This window comes from Streptomyces sp. NBC_00483 (genome assembly GCF_036013745.1).
GTDB lineage: Bacteria > Actinomycetota > Actinomycetes > Streptomycetales > Streptomycetaceae > Streptomyces.
The window spans coordinates 2,705,343-2,728,755 of record NZ_CP107880.1 but is presented as its reverse complement, the minus strand read 5'-3'; the positions used below and the strand labels follow the sequence as shown (position 1 = coordinate 2,728,755).

Here is a 23,413-nt window from a genome sequence, read left to right as displayed (position 1 = left end):
CGGGCGCTGCCGCGGAGGCTAGGGCGTGGCCGAGGTGTGTCGCCGTGCGCGCAGTGCCAGGCTCAGTGCGAGCACCGTCTGCGGATCGTCCAGGTCCGTGCCGAGCAACTCGCCTATCCGCGCGAGGCGGTTGTAGAGCGTCTGCCGGTTCAGATGGAGTTCGCGCGCCGTCTCCGCCTTGCGGCCCGCGTGCGCCAGATAGGTCTGGAGCGTGGGCAGCAGCGGCGGCTTCGCCCGTCGGTCGTGCTCCTGCAGCGGGCCGATCGCCCGCTCCACGAACGCCGCCAGGGCGTCCTCGTCGCGGCGGGACAGCCGCCACAGCAGCAGGTCGATGTCGAGGCGCCGCGCGTCGAACCACGGCCGGTCGTCCAGGCCCTGCGCCGCCGTCGCCGTCTCCGCCGCGTGCCGCAGTCCTGCCGCCGCCGCGGCCCAGCCGCCCGCCCCGCCGACCACCACGACCGGCGGCAGCCCGCCCGCCCGCTGCATCCCGGCCCGCGCCACGCCCGCCCGCAGCGCCGCCGCGACCCGGTCAGCGACCGCCGCGCGCTCCGAGTCCGAGCGGAGCCCGAGCAGCAGCGGCACCCGCCCCTCCACGGGGCGCACGCCAAGCAGCACCGGCACCCCGACCGAGGCCAACTCCTCCGACACGGCCCGCGCGAGCACCGCCCAGCCGCCGCCCGGCGAGAGGCCCATCGGCGTTTCCGGCGTACCCGGCAGCCTCATCACCACGGGCAGCAGCGGACCGCTCCCGGTCGGCTTGAAGCCGAGGACGCGGGCCTGCGCCGGGGCGTCGTCCGGCGTGATCCGGCCCTCCGCGAGGTCGGTGAGGAAGTCGCCGCGTCCGCGCGCGGCCAGCTCCTCCTCCTGGCGGGCCTGCATCAGCACCACGGCGAGCGACCCGGCGGCCCGTTCGGCGGCGATCCGGTGCACGGGCGCGAGCGCCCCCGACACGGGCAGCAGCACGAGCCTGGCCCGCACGGACCCGGCTCCCGGGCCGCCGCCCGGCACGTCCACGAGGACTGCCCCGCCCGGCGGCTCGTCCTGGTGCGTGCCGCGCATGCCCTCCCACACCTGGAGCGGATCGGTGATGTCGTCGTCGGCCCCGGCCGCGTAGAGCAGCTGGCCGTCGGCGGTCTCAAGGAAGACCGGGTTCCCGCTGAACTCGGCCAGAATTCGCAGGACTTGAGGGACCCCGCCGCCACCAAGCAGCGCGTCCGTGCAGCGCCGGTGCACCTCCTCCGCCCGCTGCAGCAGCGCGTAGTGCCCGTTGACGATCTCGGTGTGGATCTCCTCCGTCACCGTCACGAACGGCACCTCGCGGTGCAGCTGCACCAGCGGAAGGCCCGCCGCCCGCGCCGTCTCCACGAGGGCCGCGGGCAGCCGCGCGAACCGCTGACCCAGCTCGATGACGAGCGCCGCGATGCCCCGCTCGGCCAGCTTGCGCACGAAGGCGCGCTGTTCGGCGGGGCGCGTCCCGACCCCGTAGCCCGTGGTCAGCAGCAGTTCGCCGCCCTTGAGCAGCGACGCGATGTTCGGCACCTCGCCGGCGTGCACCCAGCGCACGGTCCGCTGCAAACGCTCCCCGCCCGCCACCACCTCGGGAAGACCGCTGCGTAGCCCCGGCAGTTCCAGGGCGCGCCGCACGGTGATGCCACCGGGCGAGGAGAAGGCGGAGAACTCGGGCGAGGTGCTGTCCATGACACGGACGCTACCGGCGCACACGCCCGCGCAACATCTCCGCCCCCGCCCGTCGCCCCGCGCTAACCGCCGTACGCGCCCGAAGCCGTCAGCCGCAGCGCCGTGTCGATCAGCGGCACGTGGCTGAACGCCTGCGGGAAGTTGCCCACCTGGCGCTGCAACCGCGGGTCCCACTCCTCGGCGAGCAGGCCCAGATCGTTGCGCAGGGCCAGCAGCTTCTCGAAGAGCTTGCGGGCCTCGTCGACCCGGCCGATCATCGCGAGGTCGTCCGCCATCCAGAACGAGCAGGCGAGGAACGCCCCCTCATCACCGGGCAGTCCGTCCACGCTGCCGTCCTCGCTGTCCGTCGGGTACCGCAGGATGAAGCCGTCCGGCGTCGACAGCTCCCGCTGGATCGCCTCGATGGTGCCGATGACGCGCTTGTCGTCGGGCGGCAGGAAGCCCATCTGCGGAATCAGCAGCAGCGACGCGTCCAGCTCCTTGCTGCCGTACGACTGCGTGAAGGTGTTGCGCTCCTTGTCGTAACCCTTCTCGCAGACGTCCCTGTGGATGTCGTCGCGCAGGTCGCGCCACTTCTCCAGCGGGCCGTCGGCGTCCCCGGACTCGATGAGCTTGATGGTGCGGTCCACGGCGACCCACGCCATGACCTTCGAGTGCACGAAGTGCCGGCGCGGACCGCGCACCTCCCAGATGCCCTCGTCCGGCTCGTCCCAGTGGCCTTCGAGATAGCGGATCAGCTTCAACTGCAGCAGCGACGCGTAGTCGTTCCTCGCGAGACCCGTCATGTGCGCCAGGTGCAGCGCCTCGGTGACCTCGCCGTACACGTCGAGCTGGAGCTGGTGCGCCGCCCCGTTCCCGACCCGGACGGGCCCCGAGTTCTCGTATCCGGGCAGCCAGTCCAGCTCCGCCTCGCCGAGCTCCCGCTCGCCCGCGATGCCGTACATGATCTGCAGGTTCTCCGGGTCCCCTGCGACCGCCCGCAGCAGCCACTCGCGCCAGGCCCGTGCCTCCTCCCGGTACCCGGTGCGCAGCAGGGACGAGAGGGTGATCGCCGCGTCCCGCAGCCACGTGTAGCGGTAGTCCCAGTTCCGTACGCCGCCGATCTCCTCGGGCAGCGAGGTCGTCGGCGCGGCGACGATGCCGCCGGTCGGCGCGTAGGTCAGAGCCTTGAGGGTGATGAGCGAGCGGACGACGGCCTCGCGGTACGGGCCGTGGTACGTGCAGTGCTCCACCCACTCCCGCCAGAACTGCTCCGTCGCCGCCAGGGCGCCCTGGGGGTCCGGCAGCGGCGGCTGCTGGTGGTGCGAGGGCTGCCACTGGATCGTGAAGGCGACCCGGTCACCGGGCGCCACCGTGAAGTCCGAGTACGTCGTGAGGTTCTTGCCGTACGTCTCGGTCTCCGAGTCCAGCCACACGGAGTCGGGCCCGGCCACGGCGACCGTACGACCGTCCACCTTGTGCACCCACGGAGTGATCCGGCCGTAGCTGAAGCGCATGCGCAGCGTCGAGCGCATCGGCACGCGCCCGCTCACGCCCTCCACGATCCGGGTCAGTTGGGGTGCGCCGTCGCGCGGCGGCATGAAGTCGGTGACCCGCACCGTGCCGCGCGGCGTGTCCCACTCCGACTCCAGCACCAGCGAGTCGCCGCGGTATCCGCGCCGCGCCGCTCTCGGCGGCTCGGTATCGGACGCATGGGCGGGACCCAGGCGCCAGAAGCCGTGGTCCTCGGTGCCGAGCAGCCCGGCGAAAATGGCATGCGAGTCGAAGCGGGGCAGGCACAGCCAGTCCACTGTGCCGTCCCGGCAGACCAGGGCGGCGGTCTGCATGTCTCCGATGAGTGCGTAATCCTCGATGCGCCCGGCCACGTGCATCTCCAGTCGAACGGCCACGGTTGGAGGGAAAAGTTGGAGCGAAGAGTTGGGGGTGGTGGGGGGATGAGACGACGGATCGTGTTCTTCCGTTGATACGCCGTCTGGATACGTCGTTGTCAAACGATCTGACGAGCCGGTTGTTCCGGGTGGGGCGTGGCGAACGGACGGAGTGCTCCGGTGAACGGTGGGGGACGGGCGGGGGTGTTGCCGTCGTGACGCCGTATTCCGTTGTGACTCGCCAGCCGAGTGTCCGAGCAGGATACGACGCGCTCAAGTGATCCGCGTGCCGCTCAGTACATCGGGTTTCGGCCGTACGAGTGAGTGCCCGGGCCTTGTCCCACCTGCGTGGTGGGCTGTGCGCGGAGCGTGGCCGGAAGCAGCCTCCTCCCGTCGCTGATACCCTGGTAGCCCGTGAGCCGGTGGTCATAGAACCCCCGAACCGCAGCGACGGCGCCTCCCGAAAACCAGGGCGAGCGCGTCGGCACGCACCCCCACGACCGCGACCACGGGAGCCCCCTCTTGGCCATGCAGCCGAAATCTTCGACGACCAAGCACATCTTCGTCACTGGGGGTGTCGCCTCGTCCCTCGGTAAGGGCCTCACCGCCTCCAGCCTCGGCATGCTGCTCAAGGCCCGTGGCCTCCGTGTCGTCATGCAGAAGCTCGACCCGTACCTGAACGTCGACCCGGGCACGATGAACCCCTTCCAGCACGGCGAGGTGTTCGTCACCAACGACGGCGCCGAGACCGACCTGGACATCGGCCACTACGAGCGCTTCCTCGACATCGACTTCGACGGCTCGGCCAACGTGACCACCGGCCAGGTGTACTCGCAGGTCATCGCCAAGGAGCGGCGCGGCGAGTACCTGGGCGACACCGTCCAGGTCATCCCGCACATCACGAACGAGATCAAGCACCGCATCCGCCGCATGGCGACGGACGAGGTCGACGTCGTGATCACCGAGGTCGGTGGCACCGTCGGCGACATCGAGTCGCTGCCGTTCCTGGAGACGGTCCGCCAGGTCCGCCACGAGGTCGGCCGCGACAATGTGCTGGTCGTCCACATTTCCCTCCTGCCGTACATCGGCCCGTCGGGTGAGTTGAAGACGAAGCCGACCCAGCACTCGGTTGCGGCTCTGCGCAATATCGGTATCCAGCCGGACGCCATCGTGCTGCGCTGCGACCGTGAGGTCCCGACCGCGATCAAGCGCAAGATCAGCCTGATGTGCGACGTCGACGAGGCCGCGGTCGTCGCCTGCCCCGACGCCCCCTCGATCTACGACATCCCGAAGGTCGTGCACAGCGAGGGCCTGGACGCGTACGCCGTCCGCAAGCTCGACCTGCCGTTCCGCGACGTGGACTGGACGCAGTGGGACGACCTGCTCGGCCGCGTCCACAAGCCGGACCACGAGATCGTCATGGCGCTGGTCGGCAAGTACATCGACCTGCCCGACGCCTACCTGTCGGTGACCGAGGCGCTGCGCGCCGGCGGTTTCGCCAACCGGGCCAAGGTCAAGATCAAGTGGGTCACGTCGGACGACTGCAAGACGCCGGCCGGCGCGAAGAAGACGCTCGCTGACGTCGACGCGATCTGCATCCCCGGTGGCTTCGGCGACCGCGGCGTGTCCGGCAAGGTCGGCGCGATCCAGTTCGCCCGCGAGAACAAGATCCCGCTGCTCGGTCTCTGCCTCGGCCTGCAGTGCACGGTGATCGAGGCCGCGCGGAACCTGGCCGACATCCCGGACGCCAACTCCACGGAGTTCGACGCCGCCACCGCCCACCCGGTCATCTCGACCATGGCCGAGCAGCTCGACATCGTCGCCGGTGAGGGCGACATGGGCGGCACCATGCGGCTCGGCATGTACCCGGCGAAGCTCGCCGAGGGCTCCATCGTGCGCGAGGTGTACGACAACAAGGAGTACGTCGAGGAGCGCCACCGTCACCGCTACGAGGTGAACAACGCGTACCGCGCCGAGCTGGAGAAGAAGGCGGGCCTGCAGTTCTCCGGCCTGTCTCCCGACGGCAAGCTCGTCGAGTACGTCGAGTACCCGCGTGAGGTCCACCCGTACCTGGTCGCCACGCAGGCGCACCCGGAGCTGCGCTCGCGTCCGACGCGTCCGCACCCGCTGTTCGCCGGTCTGGTGAAGGCGGCCGTGGAGCGCAAGGTCGCTGCCGCGAAGGGTGGCTCGGCCGGTTCCGCGGGGGCCAAGAAGGCCAAGTAAGGGCTCTGCGGGGCTTGTAACACAAGCGATGTACGGTAACCGGGGTGTACGCCTTTTGTGGCGTGCGCCCCGGTTTCTTATGAGTACAGCTCATGCGTACGTAGGAGGGCTTTCGGTATGACGGCCAACACGCCGCTCGTGGACACCGCCGAGGAGTGGGAGGTCCGGGCGACCGACACCCCCTTCGTCGGGAACAAGACCTCCGTACGTACGGACGACGTCGTGATGCCGGACGGCTCCGTCGCCCGGCGCGACTACCAGGTGCACCCCGGCTCGGTGGCCGTGGTGGCCCTCGACGACCAGGACCGGGTGCTCCTCCTCAAGCAGTACCGGCACCCCGTGAGCATGAAGCTCTGGGAGATCCCGGCGGGCCTGCTGGACATCCCCGGTGAGAACCCGCTGCACGCGGCGCAGCGCGAGCTGTACGAAGAGGCGCACGTCAAAGCCGAGGACTGGCGGGTCCTCACCGACGTCTACACGACGCCGGGCGGCTGCTCCGAGGCCGTGCGCATCTTCCTCGCGCGGGACCTCTCCGAGGCGGAGGGTGAGCGGTTCGAGGTGGAGGAGGAAGAGGCGGACATGGAGTTCGCCCGCGTTCCTCTGGCCGAGCTGGTCCGGGGTGTGCTCGCGGGTGAGCTGCACAACAACTGCCTTGTGGTGGGCGCGCTTTCGCTGGCCGCTGCTTTGGCGGGCGACGGCCTCGACGCCCTCCGCCCGGCGCTGGCGGAGTGGCCGGCGCGGCCGTTCGAGGCGTGACACCTACGGCGTAGCCCTGTCCGGGGCGGGGCCCTGCGGTACTGGTTGCGCGGCACCGGGGCGCCGCCTTGCCCACCCTGCCGCCCAAGGCGGCAGATTGCCCAAGGCGGTGGCGGCGGACCGCCCAAGGGTGTGGGCCAACAGGGCGGAACCCCGTTGTAGGTCACATCATCCGCTGATCCGATCAGGGGATATGTGCGCGCCGCCCGCCAGGGGCACCCTCACCCCCTCAACTAGGCTCGGGATCGCCCCCTGCCGACCCCCGGAGGGGATGGGTGAGACGGAGCGTGGCCCGTGACGGATCAGGCGGTCGAGTCGGACGACGTGACGGAGGTCGAGTCGGCCCCCGGACGGTCCCGCAAGCGGCGTCGCACCCGTCGGGGGCAGGAGGTGGCGGAGCGTCAGTTTCTGGGGCGTAAAAGGGAGTTGTCGCAGCTTCGGTCCGACATCGAGCGGGCCGGGCTCGACACGCTCTCCGGGCGGAAGGCGCCTCGTGCGCGGGTGCTGCTCATCGCCGGGCGCCCGGGCACGGGGCGTACCGCCCTCGCCGAAGAGCTGTTGCGGGAGGTCCGCGAGCAGTACCCCGACGGCACCCTGCGGACCCGCCTCACCGCCCCCGACGGCACCCCCGTCCCCACCGAACGCGTCCTCCGCGACCTGCTGGACGCCCTCGAACTGCCCGCCCCACCCGGTGAGAACGCCGACGACCTCTCCGAGCGGCTGCGCGAAGGACTCGCGGTGCGCCGCGTGGTGCTGCTGCTCGACGACGCGGGCAGCGCCGAGCAGGTCGACCCGCTGCTCCCCGACACCCCGGACTGCCTCGCCGTGGCCGTCGCCGAAGGGCCGTTGACCGGCATCCCGGATGTACGGCCCTGCACGCTCGGCGGCCTCGACACCAAGGCCGCGCTCGAACTCCTCACCCGGCACACCGGTTCGGTCCGCGTCACCTGCGACCCGCGCTCGGCCGAGTCCCTGGTGGAACTGTGCGGCGCCGGACCCGCCGCCCTGGAGATCGCAGGCGGCTGGCTCGCCGCACGCCCCAAGGAATCCGTCGCCGACCTGGCGAAGCAGCTGCACGCCCTGGAGCCCGACGGGTCCGCTCTCGCCCGCGTCTTCCGGTTCTCCTACGAATCGTTGCCGGGGCCCGCCGCCCGGATACTGCGCTACCTGTGCCTCGCCCCAGAGGGATATGTCGACCCGCACACCGCGTCGGCGCTCGCCGGCTGCTCGGTCGCGGCGGCCCACTCCACCCTCGACGCCTTCGTCACCCTCGGCCTGGTCCGCGGCTTGGACTCCGAGCTGCCGCAGTACGAGGTGCCCGGCTGCCTCGCGCCGTTCCTGCGCGGCCTCACCGAGACGGTCGACCGGCCGGGCGAGGTGCAGCTGGCCCGCGCCCGGATGCTGGAGCGGACCGTGCGGCTGCTCACTTCGTGCCGCGCCGTCACCGAACCCTTCGACTCCCCGGCCCGCAAGAAGCTCGCGGGCCTGCCGAGCGCCCTGCGCTTCGCCGACCGGGAGGCGGCCGCCGAGTGGCTGCGCGCGCGGCAGCCCGCGCTGCTCGCCGCGGCCCGACTGGCCGTCGCCGACGGGGAGTTGGACACGCTGGCCCGGCGCCTGATGGCCGCTCTCGTACGGGCGATCGTGGCGCACCGGGGGACCGAGGACGCCGCGCCCGAGCTGTACGGGATCCACCGGCTCGTGCTCGATGTCGCCGAGCGCCGGAACCTGCCGAGGGAGAAGGCCGCGGCCCTGCTCAACCTCGCCGACCTCGACGCGCAGACCGGCCGCACGCACGAGGCACTGGCCCGCTACCGGGCCGCTCTCGACGCCGGGCGCGCCGCACAGGACCCGTACGCGACGGGCCGCGCGATGGAATCCGTAGGCGGCGCCTACCAGTCGCTCGGGGACTGGCAGCGGGCCGCCGACTGGTACGGAAGGGCCCTCGCCCAGCGGCTCACGCGCGGCGAGCGGGCCGACGCCGCGCGCCTTCATGGACGTATCGCGGGAGTCCACACGTACGCGGGCCGCTACGGCGAGGCGCAGCGGTCGCTGCGCTCGGCCGTCGCCGGGTACCGCAAGGAGGGCGATGTGCCCGCGCAGGCGCGGGCGTTGAGCGAATTGGCGCGGGTGCTCGAATACGCAGGCCGGCCCGAGGAGTCGCTGCACACCTGCCAGGAGGCGATCGAGTGGGCGCGCCAGGCGAAGGACGCACGGCTGCAGGCCGCGCTCCAGCTGCGCCTCGCCGACACCCTTGACCGGCTCGGCGATCCCGCCGCGGCCAAGCTGCACCGGGGTGCGGCCGAGCGCATGCTGGGAGAGGAGCTCACCGGCTCCGACGGAGCGGAAGCAAACCCTTCGGAACAAGCCGCTAACACCTGCGAAATCCGTAGCGCATCCGCTGAAGATTGATGCATCGAAAGGCTAGACAGCTCAATAACCTTCATTAGACTGGCTCTGCCGCGGTCATCCGTGGCGTCTCCGGTGCGTCCCGTGGTGTGCCGGTATGTAGTGCATTGCCCGTTTAATCCCTGAGCCAAGGACCGTGATCGACGATGAAGGTCGGCATCCCCCGCGAGGTCAAGAACAACGAGTTCCGGGTGGCCATCACCCCTGCCGGCGTCCATGAGCTGGTACGCCACGGCCACCAGGTCTTCGTCGAGCAGAACGCCGGTGTGGGTTCCTCGATCACGGACGCCGAGTACGTCTCGGCCGGCGCGCAGATCCTCGGCACCGCTGACGAGGTCTGGGCCACGGCGGACCTGCTGCTGAAGGTCAAGGAGCCGATCGCGGAGGAGTACCACCGCCTCCGCAAGGACCAGACGCTCTTCACGTACCTGCACCTGGCCGCGTCCAAGGAGTGCACGGACGCGCTCCTGGAGTCGGGCGCGACCGCCATCGCGTACGAGACGGTCGAGACCGCGAACCGCCAGCTGCCGCTGCTCGCCCCGATGTCCGAGGTCGCGGGCCGCCTCGCCCCGCAGGTCGGCGCCTACCACCTGCTGGCCGCCAACGGCGGCCGCGGCGTACTGCCCGGCGGTGTGCCGGGCGTGCACGCGGGCAAGGCCGTCGTCATCGGCGGCGGCGTCTCCGGCTGGAACGCCGCGACGATCGCCATCGGCATGGGCTTCCACGTGACCCTGCTCGACCGTGACATCAACAAGCTCAAGGAAGCCGACAAGATCTTCGGTACGAAGATCCAGACGGTCATGTCGAACGCCTTCGAGCTGGAGAAGGCCTGCCTCGACGCCGACCTCGTCATCGGTGCCGTCCTCATCCCGGGTGCCAAGGCGCCGAAGCTGGTCACCAATGAGCTCGTGTCCCGTATGAAGCCCGGAAGTGTCCTTGTCGACATCGCGATCGACCAGGGTGGCTGCTTCGAGGACTCGCACGCGACCACGCACGCCGAGCCGACCTTCAAGGTGCACAATTCGGTCTTCTACTGCGTCGCCAACATGCCCGGCGCGGTCCCGAACACCTCGACGTACGCGCTGACCAACGCGACGCTCCCGTACATCGTGGAGCTCGCCAACCGCGGCTGGGCCGAGGCCCTGCGCCGCGACGCGGCCCTTGCCCTGGGCCTCAACACCCATGACGGCAAGGTTGTTTACAAGGAGGTCGCGGAGGCGCACGGCCTCGAGCACCTCGACCTTGAGAGCCTCCTCGGCTGACCCATCTTGCGGGCGACGTCAACAAAAGTCGTCAATCTCACGCCTACGGCCGGACCTTGTGAGGGGTCCGGCCGTACGTGTAATGGATCGGTACGGGTCCGGACATGGTCAACTCGCCGCGAACGTAACCCTTTACCCGATTCGCGAGGCGACGAAATGCACCGAAGAGCCGTCGTACGCCCTTGACATGAGGGTGTTTCGTTACCGACACATCGGGCCGGGTCCGGCGGATTGTGTTGCTGCGGACCGGTGACACGCCATAGAGTCGCCAACCGTCGGCATGGTGCCACGCTGACCTATCGATAAATGTTCCTGGTCATATCCAAGGAGGTAAGACGACTTGTGAATGAGTCGACATTTACTCCCGGAGGTGGCCAGCCAGGCGGACAGGTTCCCGCGGGGCTTCAGGCTGTCGGCCCCGTCGCTGTGCGTACCTTCGCTGCCCACCAGAGCAGTTATCAGGGCATCCCCCAGCAGACGCCGACGCAGACAGCAGACCAGAGCATGGATGGCCATCACGTGAACGCCATGGCCGGCGACCGAAGTGGCGACACACAAAGCCACTTCGCCGACTACGACACCCTGCCCGAGGGGTCGTTCTACGACCCCGACGCCGAGTACGAGCCCGACCCCGAGTACGCGGCCACGCTCGCCCCCGACGCTGCTCGCCAGCGCCGCGAGCGCGTCGGTCCCACCGGGCGTCCGTTGCCGTACTTCCCGATTCCAGGACCGCTGACCGACCACGGCCCGGCGAAGATCATCGCGATGTGCAACCAGAAGGGCGGCGTCGGCAAGACCACGTCGACCATCAACCTGGGTGCCGCGCTCGCCGAGTACGGGCGCCGGGTCCTGCTCGTCGACTTCGACCCGCAGGGTGCCCTGTCGGTCGGCCTCGGCGTGAACCCGATGGAGCTCGACCTCACGGTCTACAACCTGCTCATGGAGCGGGGGATGGCCGCGGACGAGGTCCTGCTGAAGACCGCCGTTCCGAACATGGACCTGCTCCCCAGCAATATCGACTTGTCCGCTGCCGAGGTGCAGTTGGTCAGCGAGGTGGCGCGCGAGTCCACGTTGCAGCGGGCGCTCAAGCCGCTGATGGCCGACTACGACTACATCGTGATCGACTGTCAGCCGTCCTTGGGGTTGCTGACCGTCAACGCGCTGACCGCGGCTCACAAGGTCATCGTCCCGCTGGAGTGCGAGTTCTTCGCGCTGCGTGGTGTGGCCCTGCTGACCGAGACGATCGAGAAGGTCCAGGAGCGGCTCAACCCGGACCTGGAGCTCGACGGGATCCTCGCCACGATGTACGACTCGCGGACCGTGCACAGCCGTGAGGTGCTCGCGCGCGTGGTCGAGGCGTTCGACGACAACGTCTACCACACGGTGATCGGCAGAACCGTTCGCTTCCCGGAGACCACGGTCGCCGGTGAGCCGATCACGACGTACGCCTCGAACTCGGTCGGTGCCGCGGCCTATCGCCAGCTCGCCAGGGAGGTGCTCGCCCGGTGTCACGCCGAGTGAGTCTGCCGGGGGCCGACGAACTGTTCCGTACGACCGGGGGCATGGGGCTGCAGGCGTCGTCCCCGAGACGCTCGGCGAACGGGGAGGCGCGGGTTCCCTCGCCTGCCGGGGAGAGCGACGAGGCGGCCGCGGCCTCCGAGGGTGACGCCGAGGCGGCTCCCGCGTCCTCCGGTTCCGGTGAGCACTCCGCCTCCGAGGCCGAGTCGGACGCCGGGTCGCGGACCCGGGCCGCTGCCGCGGAAGGCGCGGAGAAGGCGGCTCGCAGGGCCTCCGGCGGGGCGCAGGAAGGTTCCGGTGGGCGGGGTTCTGCCGCGGCGCGGAAGCGGGCGCGGGCGGCCAATCGGCGGCCCAGCGGGCGTGAGCGGCACGACGAGAAGATCACCGTGTACGTGTCCGCCGAGGAGCTGATGGACCTCGAGCACGCGCGGCTCGTGCTGCGTGGTGAGCACGGGCTCGCGGTCGACCGGGGGCGCATTGTGCGTGAGGCGGTTGCCGTGGTGCTGGCCGACCTTGAGTCCCGTGGGGACGCGAGCATTCTTGTGCGTCGGCTACGGGGGCGCTAGCCCCTGGCCGGGTAGCGTCCTGCGTTGATGTCCGTGAACGAATCGTCTGCGTCTCCGCCCGACCGGGGTGCGCCTCGGCGTGCGCTCGGCCGTGGTGCGCTCTCCTCGCCGGAGGCGGAGCCGGAGCCGGTCGAGCCTGAACCGGGGTCGGCGCCGTCGGAACCTTCGGCCGGAGCCGGGGGCCGCCTTGCCCACCCTGCCGCCCAAGGCGGCAGATTGCCCAAGGCGGGGGCGGCGGAGCCGGATGATGCGGCCGGACGTGGTGCGGAGTCCGGAGGCGGTGCGGAGGCCGAGGCGGAGGTTGGCTCCCGGGAGGGGGCCGCTGATGTCGATGACGGGAAGTTCAAGGTTCGGCTGGATAATTTTGAGGGGCCGTTCGATCTTCTGTTGCAGCTGATCTCCAAGCACAAGCTCGATGTCACCGAGGTCGCGCTGTCCAAGGTCACCGATGAGTTCATGGCCCACATCCGGGCCATGGGGACCGACTGGGATCTTGATCAGACGACGGAGTTCCTTGTCGTCGCCGCGACGCTGCTCGATCTGAAGGCCGCCCGCCTGCTGCCCACCGCCGAGGTGGAGGACGAGGCCGATCTGGCCCTCCTGGAGGCGCGGGACCTGCTGTTCGCGCGGCTGCTGCAGTACCGCGCGTACAAGCAGATCGCCGACATCTTCAGCGGGCGGATGGAGGACGAGGCGCGGCGGTATCCGCGGACCGTCGGGCTCGAGCCGCACCACGCCGAGCTGCTGCCCGACGTCGTCATCAACATCGGGGCCGAGGGCTTCGCCAAGCTGGCCGTGAAGGCGATGCAGCCCAAGCCCGAGCCGCAGGTGTACGTCGAGCACATCCACGCGCCGCTGGTGAGCGTGCAGGAGCAGGCGCAGTTCGTCGTCGCCAGGTTGAAAGAGGTCGGTGAGGCCCGGTTCCGGGAGCTTGTCGCCGACACCGACGACACGCTCACCGTCGTCGCCCGGTTCCTCGCGCTGCTCGAGCTGTACCGGGAGAAGGCCGTCGGCCTTGAGCAGGAGACCCCGCTGGGCGAGCTGATCGTGCGCTGGACCGGGGGAGAGGGCGGGACCGAGCCCGTGGTGACGGACGAGTTCGACCGGGCGCCCGAGGTGCCTGACCAACCCGACCAGAAGGAGGCTGCCACGTGAGCGAGCCGGACCCCGGTGGCGTGGCGGAGCTCGATCTCAAGCCCGCCCTGGAAGCCGTACTCATGGTGGTCGACGAGCCGGCCACCGAGGAGCACCTGGCCAAGATCCTGCAGCGGCCCAGGAGGGCCGTGACCGACTCGCTGCGGGAGCTGGCCGACGAGTACCGCGTACAGGGGCGCGGCTTCGAGCTGCGGCTCGTGGCGGGCGGCTGGCGGTTCTACACCCGGCCGGAGTACGCCGCAGCCGTCGAGGGCTTCGTGCTGGACGGGCAGGTGGCGAGGCTCACCCAGGCGGCCCTGGAGACCCTCGCCGTCGTCGCGTACCGGCAGCCGGTCAGCCGTTCCCGGGTCTCCGCGGTGCGCGGAGTGAACTGTGACGGGGTCATGAGAACCCTGTTGCAGAGGGGTCTGGTGGAGGAGGCGGGCGCGGAACCCGAAACAGGTGCGATCCTGTATAGGACGACGAACTACTTCCTGGAGCGGATGGGCCTGCGTGGCCTGGACGAGCTGCCGGAACTCGCGCCCTTCCTCCCCGAGGCGGACGCGATCGAGGGCGATACGCAGGAAGGGGTCCCGTCGTTCGACCCGGACGCACCCGATGCGCCGGGTGTCGGGGATGTACACGACTAGACGGAACTTTGATGCGAAGCAGTAGCGGCAGGAACAGCAGCGGAAACAACGGCGGGAGCCGTGGTGGCAACAGCAGCGGCCGCGGCGGGAACAGCGGGGGCCGCGGCAACCAGCGCGGCGCCGGCAACAACCGCGACGACAGGCGCGGCGGCGACAACCGAGCCGACAACCGCGCCGACAAGCGCGACGACAAGCGTGACGACAGGCCCGCCCGCCCGAAGCGGCCGCGTCCCGAGGAGCGGCTCTACGACGTAGGGCCGAACCCCTCCAGGGAGGGTTCGAAGTCGGGCCGCGGCGCCTCCGCGCGCGGCGGTGCCAAGGGCGGCCCCAAGCGCGGGCAGCAGCAGTCGGGCGGCCGCGGCCGCACGGCTCCCTCGCGTTCGCGTGAGTACGAGACGCGGACCGAGGAGCGCAACCGCGAGCGGTACGCGGGCAAGCCGGAGGTCAAGCTCCCGAAGACCTTCCCCGGCGCGGAGCAGGAGGGCGAGCGGCTGCAGAAGGTGCTGGCGCGCGCCGGTTACGGTTCGCGGCGTGCTTGCGAGGAGCTGGTCGACGAGGCCCGTGTCGAGGTCAACGGCGAGATCGTGGTCGAGCAGGGCCTGCGTGTCGACACGGAGAAGGACGAGATCAAGGTCGACGGTCTGACCGTGGCCACGCAGTCGTACCAGTTCTTCGCACTGAACAAGCCGGTCGGTGTCGTCTCCACCATGGAGGACAACGAAGGGCGCCAGTGCCTCGGGGACTACACGAACAACCGTGAGACGCGGCTGTTCCACGTCGGGCGGCTCGACACCGAGACCGAGGGCGTCATCCTGCTCACCAACCACGGTGAGCTGGCCCACCGCCTCACGCACCCGAAGTACGGCGTGAAGAAGGTGTACCTCGCGCACCTCGTCGGCCCGATCCCGCGTGACCTGGGCAAGCGGCTCAAGGACGGCATCGAGCTGGAGGACGGGTACGCGCGCGCGGACCACTTCCGCATCGTCGAGCAGACCGGCAAGAACTACCTGGTCGAGGTCACCCTCCACGAGGGCCGCAAGCACATCGTGCGGCGGATGCTGGCCGAGGCCGGCTTCCCGGTCGACAAGCTGGTGCGGGTCGCCTTCGGGCCGATCACGCTCGGCGACCAGAAGTCGGGCTGGCTGCGGCGTCTTTCGAACACCGAGGTCGGCATGCTGATGCAGGAGGTCGACCTGTAGGTCGGCCCGCGGGCGTTCACGCCCGGGTCTTGTGTGCGGTGACCCCCTCCTTTTAGAGTCTGTTGGACCAATAAGGGAGGGGGTCTCCGCATGTCCGACAACAGCCCCGTGGCGGGCTACGACAAATACGCCTACGAGCCCTTCGCCGTCACCGTCGACCTGGCCGTGTTCACGCTCCGGTCCGGGCGGCTGCACATCCTGCTCGTCGAGCGCGGTCACGATCCGTACGCGGGGCGCTGGGCGCTGCCCGGCGGGTTCCTGGAGCCGCACGAGTCCGCGGAGAGCGCGGCCCGGCGCGAACTCGCCGAGGAGACCGGGCTCGCCGATGTCGCAGGGCTGCATCTGGAACAGCTGCGTACGTACAGCGAACCGGGGCGCGATCCCCGGATGCGGGTGGTCTCCGTCGCGTTCGCCGCGCTCGTGCCGGACGCCCCGCAGGCGCACGGCGGCGGGGACGCGGCGCGGGCCGACTGGCTGCCGTACGGGACGCAGGGCCCGCTCGCCTTCGACCACGACCGGATCCTCGCCGACGCGCACGACCGGGTCGGCGGGAAGCTGGAGTACACCTGCCTGGCCACAGCCTTCTGCCCGCGCGAGTTCACGCTCGGCGAGCTGCGGCAGGTCTACGAGGTGGTGTGGGGGACCGACCTCGACCCGGCGAACTTCCGGCGCAAGGTGCTCGCGACGCCCGGCTTCGTCGAGCAGGTCCCCGGCGCGTCCCGGCTCACCGGAGGGCGCGGCAAGCCCGCGGCGCTGTACCGGGCCGGAGACGCCACGTCCCTGCACCCACCGCTGCTGCGCCCCGCGCACGAGCCCTCGGAAAGGTCCCGCCGATGACGACCAGCCGCCCCGCCACCGGATCGCTGCTCGGCCTCGCCCTCGGGGACGCGCTCGGCTACCCGACCGAGTTCAGTGACGTACCCGCCATCCTCGACAAGCACGGGCCCTGGCGGGAGATGGAGCTGCCAGGACACCCCGTCGCGTACATCACGGACGACACGCAGATGGCGCTCGCCGTGGCGCGGGCGCTGCGCACCGGTACGGGGAGCGGGACGCTCGGGCCGGAGGGCTTCGCGCGGCCGCTGCGCGCGGAGTTCGTCGACTGGTACCGCTCGCCCGACAACAACCGCGCGCCCGGCAACACCTGCCTGCGCGCGTGCGGACTGCTCGAGACCGGGAGCCGGTCCTGGCAGGAGGCCAGCCAGATCCACTCCAAGGGCTGCGGCGCCAACATGCGCGTCACGCCCCTCGGGCTCGCTCCTGGCCTGAGCGACGAACAGCGGGCGGGCGGCGCCCAGTTGCAGGCGGGCCTCACGCACGGCCACCCCACGGGCCTCGCCGCCGCCGACCTCACCGCACACGCCGTACGCCTCCTCGCCGAGGGCGCCGAGCCGACCGGGCTCGTCGGGATGCTGCGCTCGTACGCGTACGAGAACCGCGAGACGTACCACGAGGCCTGGCTCGGCGACCTGTGGCGGCGCGGCGACGCCCCCACGCCGCAGCAGTTCATCGCCCAGGGCTGGGACGAGTGCCTCGGCGTGCTCGACCGGCTGCGGGACGCGCTGCGTGAGCCGTCCCCCGAGACCGACCCCTGCCTGGCCACGGGAGCCGGCTGGATCGCGGAGGAGGCCCTGGCCACGGCTCTGCTGTGTTTCCTGATGTTCGTGGGCGAACCGGTCCTGGCCCTGCGCCGCGCCGCGTGCACCTCCGGCGACTCGGACTCGATCGCGGCCCTGGCAGGCGCCTTCGCCGGCGCCCACCTCGGCGCCGACGCGTGGCCTGCGGACTGGATGGAGCGCATCGAGCACCGGGACGAGCTGCTGGGGTTCGGGGCGGAGTGGGACGCGGCGTAATTCGGTGGGGCGGGGCGGGGGAGTCGGCGAGCATGACGACGGGCCCTAGTGGTCCGGCTGCGTCTCCAGGGCTGAGGTCCGGCGCGTGCGGATCAGGAAGTCCTCGACCCGGGCGCGGTCCGGCTCCGCGGGGAGCGGGGTGTGGGACGCCGCCTCCTCCGCCTCGGCTGCCAGGCGCGTCATGCGGCGGTCCACCTCCGGCCAGGGCACCTCGCCGTGCTTCACCGCGAGCAGCGACTCGCGGTCCGGGCCCACGTCGATCGTCAGCTTTCCCGTGCGCAGCAGGTCGCGGCAGGAGGTCAGGAGGCGGAGCAGGTGCATGGCGTGCTTCCAGCGCGGGGCGCCGTGCGTGCGGACGTCCGCCTCCAGCTTCTTGCGCTGACCCGCCGCGTACCGGGCGAACGTCTCGTGCGCCCGGCGGGAGAGGAACGCCTCGCGCAGGGACAGGAGTTCGCGGCCCGTGTCCGTGATGTGCTCGACCAGCGGGGAGTTGAGGCACTCCAGGATGTTCGGGTTGGCGCGCAGCGCGAGTTCGCAGAAGCGCTCAAGCTCCCACGAGAACTGTTCCTCGGCCGGCCCGTCGACGTGCGTCGGCGGCTTCTCGAAGCGCCAGAAGAGCGGCGTCGGGGCCAGGTACACGCCACGGCGGTCCGTGTCGCTCGCGTCCGTGGCCAGGCCGAAGGCGCGGGAGCCCATGACGCAGGAGTAGATGGTGTGGTCGCGCACCAGGTCTTGCGGGTTCATCCCCGGAGCGTAGGACGCCCGTCAGGCCAGCGTGATCGAATTTCCGGTGACCTTGATCTGGCGGGCTCCGAGGGGGCTCCGGGCCGGGCCGTTCGCCACCGAGGCGTCGGCGACCTTGAACTTCGAGCCGTGGCACGGGCAGTTGATGGTGCCGTCGGAGACGTCCTTGACCGTGCAGCCCTGGTGCGTGCACACCGCGGTGAACGCCTTGAAGTCGCCCTTGGCGGGCTGCGTCACCACGACCTTGTCGTCGGGGAAGACCTTGCCGCCTCCGACCGGGATGTCGGACGTCTTCGCCAACTCGTCGCCGGCGGGTGGCTGTTCGGGCTCGCCGGAGGAGGGCTTGGCGGAGTCGTCCGCCCCCTCGGAGCCCTCCGGTGCCTCGGATTCCTCCGGCGCTTCGGAGGACGGCGCCTGGTCGTCGCCTCCGCCGCCCTGGTCCTCGTCCCCGTACTTGCTGCAGCCCACCGCGAGCGCGCCCGCGCCGCCCGCGATCAGGACGCTCCTGCGTGATGTGGTGGTGCGCTTCATGTCGTCACTCCCACGGTCCGGAAGAACCACAGTGCAGACGTCAACCAGAGCAGCGTCAGCACCGCGAACGCAAGACCGCCCACCACCGGCAGCAGCCAGCCCGGCAGCCGCTCGGTGCGCAGCAGCAGCATCTTGGCGCTGAACGCGCCGAAGAAGAAGCAGCCCAGGAGCGAGCGCCACATGACCCGCGTCGAGTACGTCTGGTAGCCGAGCGCGTAGAGGCAGTGCACCGCCACCGGCACCGCGAGCAGGAACGCGATCCGGCCCGACCAGCGGTGCAGCGCAGGCGCCCAGGACGGGCCGCCCAGCTTCCCGTACACCATGAACGCCGAGACGATCTGGACGAGCGCGAAGGCGAAGGCCGCCGTCCCCAGCCAGGACTTCACCGCGCTCGTGCTGGAGAAGCCGGCGAGGTTGAACGCCGTGCCCGCCGGGTCGTGCACCTTGCCGTACGCGCCGAGCGCCACGGCCACCGCCGCCGCGACGAGCGCGGGGACCAGATAGCGGGCCGCGGACGGCCTGCGGTGGTCGGGGTTCGGGAAGTTCTGGGTGGCGGCGTTCGGGTCGACGGTCATGGGAACCCTCTCTGAACCCTCTACATGCTCCTCAAGGGACGACCGGGCGGGCCGTCAGACTGTCGCCGTCGACCGTCACCGCCCCCGAATCCGGGTCGATGGGCGGCGCGGCGGACGGCTTGTCGTCACGGCGCACGATGCCCACCTGGCGGCCGTCGGGCAGCACGATCCAGCCGCCGTCGATCTCCGCGCCGCGCACCTCGGTGGTCGCCCGGTACAGGCCGGACGGCTTGACGGCCTTCTTCGCCGTGAAGCCGTAGGGGCGCTTCTCGACGGTCGTGGTGCCGCGCACCCGGTCGCCGGTGAGCCTGCCGTCCAGCTTCGCGCCGTGCTTGCCGGAGAGCTTCATCTCGCCGTTGTCCTCGACGTTCCCCTTCAGCCACGACTCCTTGGTGCGGCCGTCGCAGAAGTAGGCGATCGCCTTGTCGCCGCGGATGGATATGGAGATCGCGGACGAGTCGTCGTCGGTGCGGCCCGCGTAGCTCGTCTTGGCGCGGGCCGTCCGCGTCGGGCTCGCCTTCGAGGGCGACGCCGACGGCTCGGCCGAGGCGGAGGCCTTGGACGAGGGTGAGGTGGAGGGCGCGGGCGATGCCGTCGCGGCGGGAGCCTCCCCGTACGACGAAGTGCCCTCGCCCGTCGTCGCGTTGAGCGACAACACGAACAGGCCGAGGGCCAGTCCGGCGAGCAGTGTGTACAACGGCCCGGAGCGCTTCATGGCCGAGCCTCCCCCCGAGGCGGCAGCGGTACCGCTCCATGCAAGCAGCTCCGGCCGGGTGGCGACAGGGGGCGGTTCGGGTGACATTGAGGTGGTCCGGGTTTCCTCACAGGTGAATGTCCCGAAAGGCGCGTGACCATGGCCGGTAACGATCTCGGCAGTCTGCTCGGAGGTCTCCTCGGCGGGGGCGGCCAGAGCGGGGGTTCCGGCGGCGGCAACATCCTCGGCTCGCTCCTGGGCGGGCTGCTCGGAGGGGGCGCGGGCGGGGCGGGCACGAGCGGCATGGGTACGAGCGCCGGGTCCAACCCCTTGGGCGGCCTCCTCGAGATGATCACGAAGTCCGGTCTGGTCGACAAGGGCCAGCTCGACTCGTGGGTCGGCACGGGCGACAACCAGGCGCTCAGCCCGGAGCAGGTCAAGCAGGCCGTGCCCGACGAGACCCTCGACAGGGTCGCGGGAGAGGCGGGCGTCAGCCGCGACGAGGCGGCCGCGCAGGTGGCGCGGGAACTGCCGCAGGTCGTCGACAAGCTCACCCCCGAGGGCCAGGTGCCGTCGTCCGGGTCCCTGGAGGACCTCATCAAGCAGCAGAAGCTCTGAATCGAGCATCTGATCAAGCAGCAGAAGCTCTGACGCGGCGGCGGACCCCCGCGGCGTCCGTCTCGGCAGACGGGCGCCGCGCACCCGCGCCTCCCGGCTTGATTACGCTGGCCTCCTATCCAATTGCGCGTACGTGGAAAAGGGGCAGTGACGTGGCGGTACGAGCGGTCCGGGGCGCCGTCCAACTCGAACGGGACGAGGCCGGCCACATGGACGAGCAGGTGAGCGAGCTGCTCACCGCCGTCCTTGAGCGCAACGAGCTGACCGCCGACGACCTGATCTCGATCTGGTTCACGGCCACCCCCGATCTGCACTCCGACTTCCCGGCGGCCGCCGCCCGCAAGCTCGGCATCGTCGACGTGCCCCTGATCTGTGCGCAGGAACTCGACATCGCCGGCGCCCTGCCGCGCGTCGTCCGGATCCTCGCGCACATCGAGACCGAGCGGACCAAGGCCGAGGTCGCGCACGTCTACCTCGGTGCCGCGGCCACCCTCCGCAAGGACATCGCCCAGTGAGAACCGCACTCGTCATCGGCACCGGCCTGATCGGCACCTCCGCCGCCCTGGCCCTCGCCTCGCGCGGCGTCAGCGTGCACCTCGCCGACCACGACCCCGGGCAGGCCCGCACCGCCGCCGCGCTCGGCGCCGGGACCGACGAGGCGCCCGAGGGGCCCGTCGACCTGTGCATCGTCGCCGTGCCGCCCGCGCACGTCGCCGCTTCGCTCGCCGACGCGATGCGCCGCGGCCTGGCCCGTGCCTACATCGACGTCGCCAGCGTCAAGGGCGGCCCGCGCCGCGAGCTCGAGGAACTGGGCCTCGACCTCACCCCGTACATCGGTACGCACCCGATGTCGGGCCGTGAGCGCAGCGGCCCGCTCGCGGCCGACGCCGACCTCTTCGAGGGGCGGCCGTGGGTGCTGACCCCGACCCGTGACACGGACACCGAGGTCCTGAACCTGGCCCTGGAACTGGTCGCCCTGTGCCGGGCCGTCCCGGTCGTGATGGACTCCGACGCCCACGACCGGGCCGTCGCGCTCGTCTCGCACATGCCGCACCTGGTCTCCAGCATGGTCGCGGCCCGCCTGGAGAACGCCGAGGAGGCCGCCGTACGGCTGTGCGGGCAGGGCATCCGCGACGTGACACGGATCGCGGCCTCGGACCCGCGGATGTGGATCGACATCCTCTCCGCGAACCCGGGCCCCGTCGCCGATCTGCTCTCCGCCGTCGCGGGCGACCTGGAGGAGACGGTGCAGGCCCTGCGCCACCTCCAGTCCTCCGACGACGCCAAGCGCCGCGAGGGCGTGGACGGCGTCGAGACGATGCTGCGGCGCGGCAACACGGGCCAGTCCCGGGTCCCCGGCAAGCACGGCGCGGCCCCGGCGGCGTACGAGATCGTGGCCGTTCTCATCTCCGACCAGCCGGGCGAGCTGGCCCGGATCTTCTCCGACGCGGGCGCCGCGGGCGTCAACATCGAGGACGTGCGGATCGAGCACGCGACCGGGCAGCAGGCCGGTTTCGTCCAGCTCATGGTGCAGCCGGTGCAGGCGCCGAAGCTGACCGCCGCGCTGCGCGAGCGCGGCTGGGCGATGCGTCAGTAGCAGTGTCGGCAGGGGCGCCGGTGGAGGTACGTAAGAAGGGGTCTTCCAGAGCCAGTAACCTTGTGCGGGGCGCTTCCGCGCCTCGTACCCATGCCCCCGTGCACTGAGAAAGGTGTCCGTCACCTATGGAAACCGCCGCGACCGCCGCCGCAGCAGTGATCGTCGCCATCGACGGACCCTCCGGCACGGGCAAGTCGAGCACCTCCAAGGCCGTCGCCGCCCAGCTCGGCCTGAGCTACCTGGACACCGGCGCCCAGTACCGGGCGATCACCTGGTGGATGGTGACCAACGGCATCGACCTAGACGACCCGTCCGCGATCGCCGCCGTCGCCGGCAAGGCCGACATCGTCTCCGGCACCGACCCGGGCGCCCCCACCATCACGGTGGACGGCACGGACGTCGCCGCCCCGATCCGCACCGGCGAGGTCACCTCCAAGGTCAGCGCCGTCAGCGCCGTCCCGGAGGTGCGCGCCCGGATCACCGAGCTGCAGCGCACCATCGCGCTCGGCGCCGAGAAGGGCATCGTCGTCGAGGGCCGTGACATCGGTACGACCGTGCTGCCCGACGCCGACCTGAAGATCTTCCTCACCGCCTCGCCCGAGGCCCGCGCCGCCCGCCGCTCCGGCGAGCTCAAGGGCTCCGACGTGAAGGCCACGCAGGAGGCGCTCGTCGCCCGCGACAAGGCCGACTCCAGCCGCAAGACGTCGCCGCTGGCCAAGGCCGACGACGCCGTCGAGGTCGACACGAGCGACCTCACGCTGCAGCAGGTCATCGAGTGCGTTGTCACCCTGGTCGAGGAGAAGCGAGCCTCCAAGTGACGGAAGCGCCCTCCGAGCGAGGCGCCGAAGTAGGTCGGCGCATCGGCGTCGGCCTCATGTACGGGCTGTGGAAGCCGCGGGTCCTGGGATCCTGGCGGGTCCCGGCGGCCGGACCGGTGATCCTCGCGGTGAACCACTCCCACAACATCGACGGCCCCATGGTCATGGGCGTCGCCCCGCGTCCGACGCACTTCCTGATCAAGCAGGAGGCGTTCGTCGGACCGCTCGGCCCCTTCCTCGACGGGATCGGGCAGGTGAAGGTCGACCGCACCAGCGCCGACCGCACCGCCATCACGCGGGCGCTCGGCGTCCTCGCCGACGGTGGCGTCCTCGGCATCTTCCCGGAGGGCACGCGCGGCGACGGCGACTTCGCGTCGCTGCGGGCCGGACTCGCGTACTTCGCGGTGCGCAGCGGGGCGCCGATCGTTCCGGTCGCGGTCCTGGGAAGCACGGAGCGCCCGGGACGGTTGATAAAGAAGCTGCCCCCGCTCAGGAGCCGCGTCGACGTCGTCTTCGGCGACCCCTTCGACGCGGGCGACGGGAGCGGGCGGCGTACCCGCAAGGCGCTCGACGAAGCCACCGTGCGCATCCAGGAGCGGCTCAGCGGCCACCTGGACCATGCCAGGCGCCTGACCGGGCGCTGAGCGAGACTTTCAGTAGTGGAACGCGGTACACGAAACGGCGGTCCACCGATCACCACGAA

22 protein-coding genes are annotated in these 23,413 nt (G+C 70.9%); 16 read left to right on the top strand and 6 right to left on the bottom strand.

Features of this window, described 5'->3' with window-relative positions:
• Positions 1 to 18 precede the first annotated feature (18 nt).
• The gene (locus tag OHA73_RS11955; protein ID WP_267070939.1) at positions 19 to 1,698 is read right to left on the bottom strand and encodes a PucR family transcriptional regulator; all 1,680 of its coding nucleotides are present in this window, start codon (positions 1,696 to 1,698) and stop codon (positions 19 to 21) included.
• A 62-nt stretch (positions 1,699 to 1,760) separates the two neighbouring features.
• Positions 1,761 to 3,563: a glycoside hydrolase family 15 protein gene (locus OHA73_RS11950; protein WP_267072938.1), complete on the bottom strand. Its 1,803-nt coding sequence runs from the start codon at positions 3,561 to 3,563 to the stop codon at positions 1,761 to 1,763.
• 531 nt (positions 3,564 to 4,094) lie between these two features.
• On the opposite strand from OHA73_RS11950, the gene OHA73_RS11945 reads away from it, so the two are divergent.
• The 11 genes from OHA73_RS11945 to OHA73_RS11895 all read left to right on the top strand — a co-directional run bounded on the left by OHA73_RS11945 (position 4,095) and on the right by OHA73_RS11895 (position 17,133).
• Positions 4,095 to 5,789 carry a CTP synthase gene (locus tag OHA73_RS11945; RefSeq protein ID WP_266721180.1) on the top strand — a complete coding sequence of 565 codons (1,695 nt, stop codon included), beginning with the start codon at positions 4,095 to 4,097 and terminating at the stop codon, positions 5,787 to 5,789.
• Between the two features lie 117 nt (positions 5,790 to 5,906).
• Positions 5,907 to 6,545, top strand: a complete 639-nt coding sequence (locus tag OHA73_RS11940) for an NUDIX domain-containing protein (RefSeq protein ID WP_266721182.1) — start codon at positions 5,907 to 5,909, stop codon at positions 6,543 to 6,545.
• 426 nt (positions 6,546 to 6,971) lie between these two features.
• Entirely contained in the window at positions 6,972 to 8,954 is a 1,983-nt protein-coding gene (locus OHA73_RS11935; RefSeq protein WP_327658450.1) for a tetratricopeptide repeat protein, read from the top strand.
• Between the two features lie 143 nt (positions 8,955 to 9,097).
• Positions 9,098 to 10,213 carry an alanine dehydrogenase gene (ald, locus tag OHA73_RS11930; protein WP_327655031.1) on the top strand — a complete coding sequence of 372 codons (1,116 nt, stop codon included), beginning with the start codon at positions 9,098 to 9,100 and terminating at the stop codon, positions 10,211 to 10,213.
• Positions 10,214 to 10,555: 342 nt separating this feature from the next.
• Positions 10,556 to 11,734 (top strand): ParA family protein, encoded by a 1,179-nt coding sequence (locus tag OHA73_RS11925; protein ID WP_266721186.1) that lies wholly within the window; start codon positions 10,556 to 10,558, stop codon positions 11,732 to 11,734.
• Positions 11,719 to 12,297: a hypothetical protein gene (locus tag OHA73_RS11920; protein WP_327655030.1), complete on the top strand. Its 579-nt coding sequence runs from the start codon at positions 11,719 to 11,721 to the stop codon at positions 12,295 to 12,297. The genes OHA73_RS11925 and OHA73_RS11920 overlap by 16 nt, the downstream gene beginning before the upstream one ends.
• 27 nt (positions 12,298 to 12,324) lie before the next feature.
• The gene (locus tag OHA73_RS11915; RefSeq protein WP_327655029.1) at positions 12,325 to 13,452 is read left to right on the top strand and encodes a segregation and condensation protein A; all 1,128 of its coding nucleotides are present in this window, start codon (positions 12,325 to 12,327) and stop codon (positions 13,450 to 13,452) included.
• On the top strand, positions 13,449 to 14,081 hold the full coding sequence (gene scpB, locus OHA73_RS11910; protein ID WP_327655028.1) for an SMC-Scp complex subunit ScpB: 633 nt from the start codon (positions 13,449 to 13,451) through the stop codon (positions 14,079 to 14,081). Before OHA73_RS11915 ends, scpB begins: the two co-directional genes overlap by 4 nt.
• 11 nt (positions 14,082 to 14,092) lie before the next feature.
• Positions 14,093 to 15,280, top strand: coding sequence for a pseudouridine synthase (locus OHA73_RS11905; protein ID WP_327655027.1), 1,188 nt, complete (start codon positions 14,093 to 14,095; stop codon positions 15,278 to 15,280).
• Between the two features lie 90 nt (positions 15,281 to 15,370).
• Complete coding sequence (locus OHA73_RS11900) at positions 15,371 to 16,117, top strand: NUDIX hydrolase (protein WP_327655026.1); 747 nt, start codon at positions 15,371 to 15,373, stop codon at positions 16,115 to 16,117.
• On the top strand, positions 16,114 to 17,133 hold the full coding sequence (locus OHA73_RS11895) for an ADP-ribosylglycohydrolase family protein (protein WP_327655025.1): 1,020 nt from the start codon (positions 16,114 to 16,116) through the stop codon (positions 17,131 to 17,133). Before OHA73_RS11900 ends, OHA73_RS11895 begins: the two co-directional genes overlap by 4 nt.
• A gap of 45 nt (positions 17,134 to 17,178) precedes the next feature.
• Here the strand turns inward: OHA73_RS11895 and OHA73_RS11890 are convergent, their stop codons facing one another.
• From OHA73_RS11890 to OHA73_RS11875, 4 genes are read right to left on the bottom strand one after another with little or no spacing between them, the layout of a single operon-like run.
• Positions 17,179 to 17,877 carry a nucleotidyltransferase domain-containing protein gene (locus OHA73_RS11890; RefSeq protein WP_327655024.1) on the bottom strand — a complete coding sequence of 233 codons (699 nt, stop codon included), beginning with the start codon at positions 17,875 to 17,877 and terminating at the stop codon, positions 17,179 to 17,181.
• A 21-nt stretch (positions 17,878 to 17,898) separates the two neighbouring features.
• On the bottom strand, positions 17,899 to 18,408 hold the full coding sequence (locus tag OHA73_RS11885; protein WP_327655023.1) for a Rieske (2Fe-2S) protein: 510 nt from the start codon (positions 18,406 to 18,408) through the stop codon (positions 17,899 to 17,901).
• Positions 18,405 to 18,983, bottom strand: a complete 579-nt coding sequence (locus tag OHA73_RS11880) for a DUF6529 family protein (RefSeq protein WP_327655022.1) — start codon at positions 18,981 to 18,983, stop codon at positions 18,405 to 18,407. The genes OHA73_RS11885 and OHA73_RS11880 overlap by 4 nt, the downstream gene beginning before the upstream one ends.
• Positions 18,984 to 19,014: 31 nt before the next feature.
• Positions 19,015 to 19,698, bottom strand: coding sequence for a hypothetical protein (locus tag OHA73_RS11875; RefSeq protein WP_267070950.1), 684 nt, complete (start codon positions 19,696 to 19,698; stop codon positions 19,015 to 19,017).
• Between the two features lie 138 nt (positions 19,699 to 19,836).
• On the opposite strand from OHA73_RS11875, the gene OHA73_RS11870 reads away from it, so the two are divergent.
• From OHA73_RS11870 to OHA73_RS11850, 5 genes are all read left to right on the top strand, one after another.
• On the top strand, positions 19,837 to 20,295 hold the full coding sequence (locus OHA73_RS11870) for a YidB family protein (RefSeq protein ID WP_266721207.1): 459 nt from the start codon (positions 19,837 to 19,839) through the stop codon (positions 20,293 to 20,295).
• A gap of 152 nt (positions 20,296 to 20,447) precedes the next feature.
• Positions 20,448 to 20,810, top strand: coding sequence for a chorismate mutase (aroH, locus tag OHA73_RS11865; RefSeq protein ID WP_266721209.1), 363 nt, complete (start codon positions 20,448 to 20,450; stop codon positions 20,808 to 20,810).
• Positions 20,807 to 21,892, top strand: coding sequence for a prephenate dehydrogenase (locus tag OHA73_RS11860; protein WP_327655021.1), 1,086 nt, complete (start codon positions 20,807 to 20,809; stop codon positions 21,890 to 21,892). Before aroH ends, OHA73_RS11860 begins: the two co-directional genes overlap by 4 nt.
• Positions 21,893 to 22,017: 125 nt before the next feature.
• Positions 22,018 to 22,710 (top strand): (d)CMP kinase, encoded by a 693-nt coding sequence (cmk, locus tag OHA73_RS11855; RefSeq protein WP_266721212.1) that lies wholly within the window; start codon positions 22,018 to 22,020, stop codon positions 22,708 to 22,710.
• A complete protein-coding gene (locus tag OHA73_RS11850) occupies positions 22,707 to 23,354 on the top strand; it encodes a lysophospholipid acyltransferase family protein (RefSeq protein ID WP_266721214.1) in 648 nt (215 codons plus the stop codon). Before cmk ends, OHA73_RS11850 begins: the two co-directional genes overlap by 4 nt.
• Positions 23,355 to 23,413 lie beyond the last annotated feature (59 nt).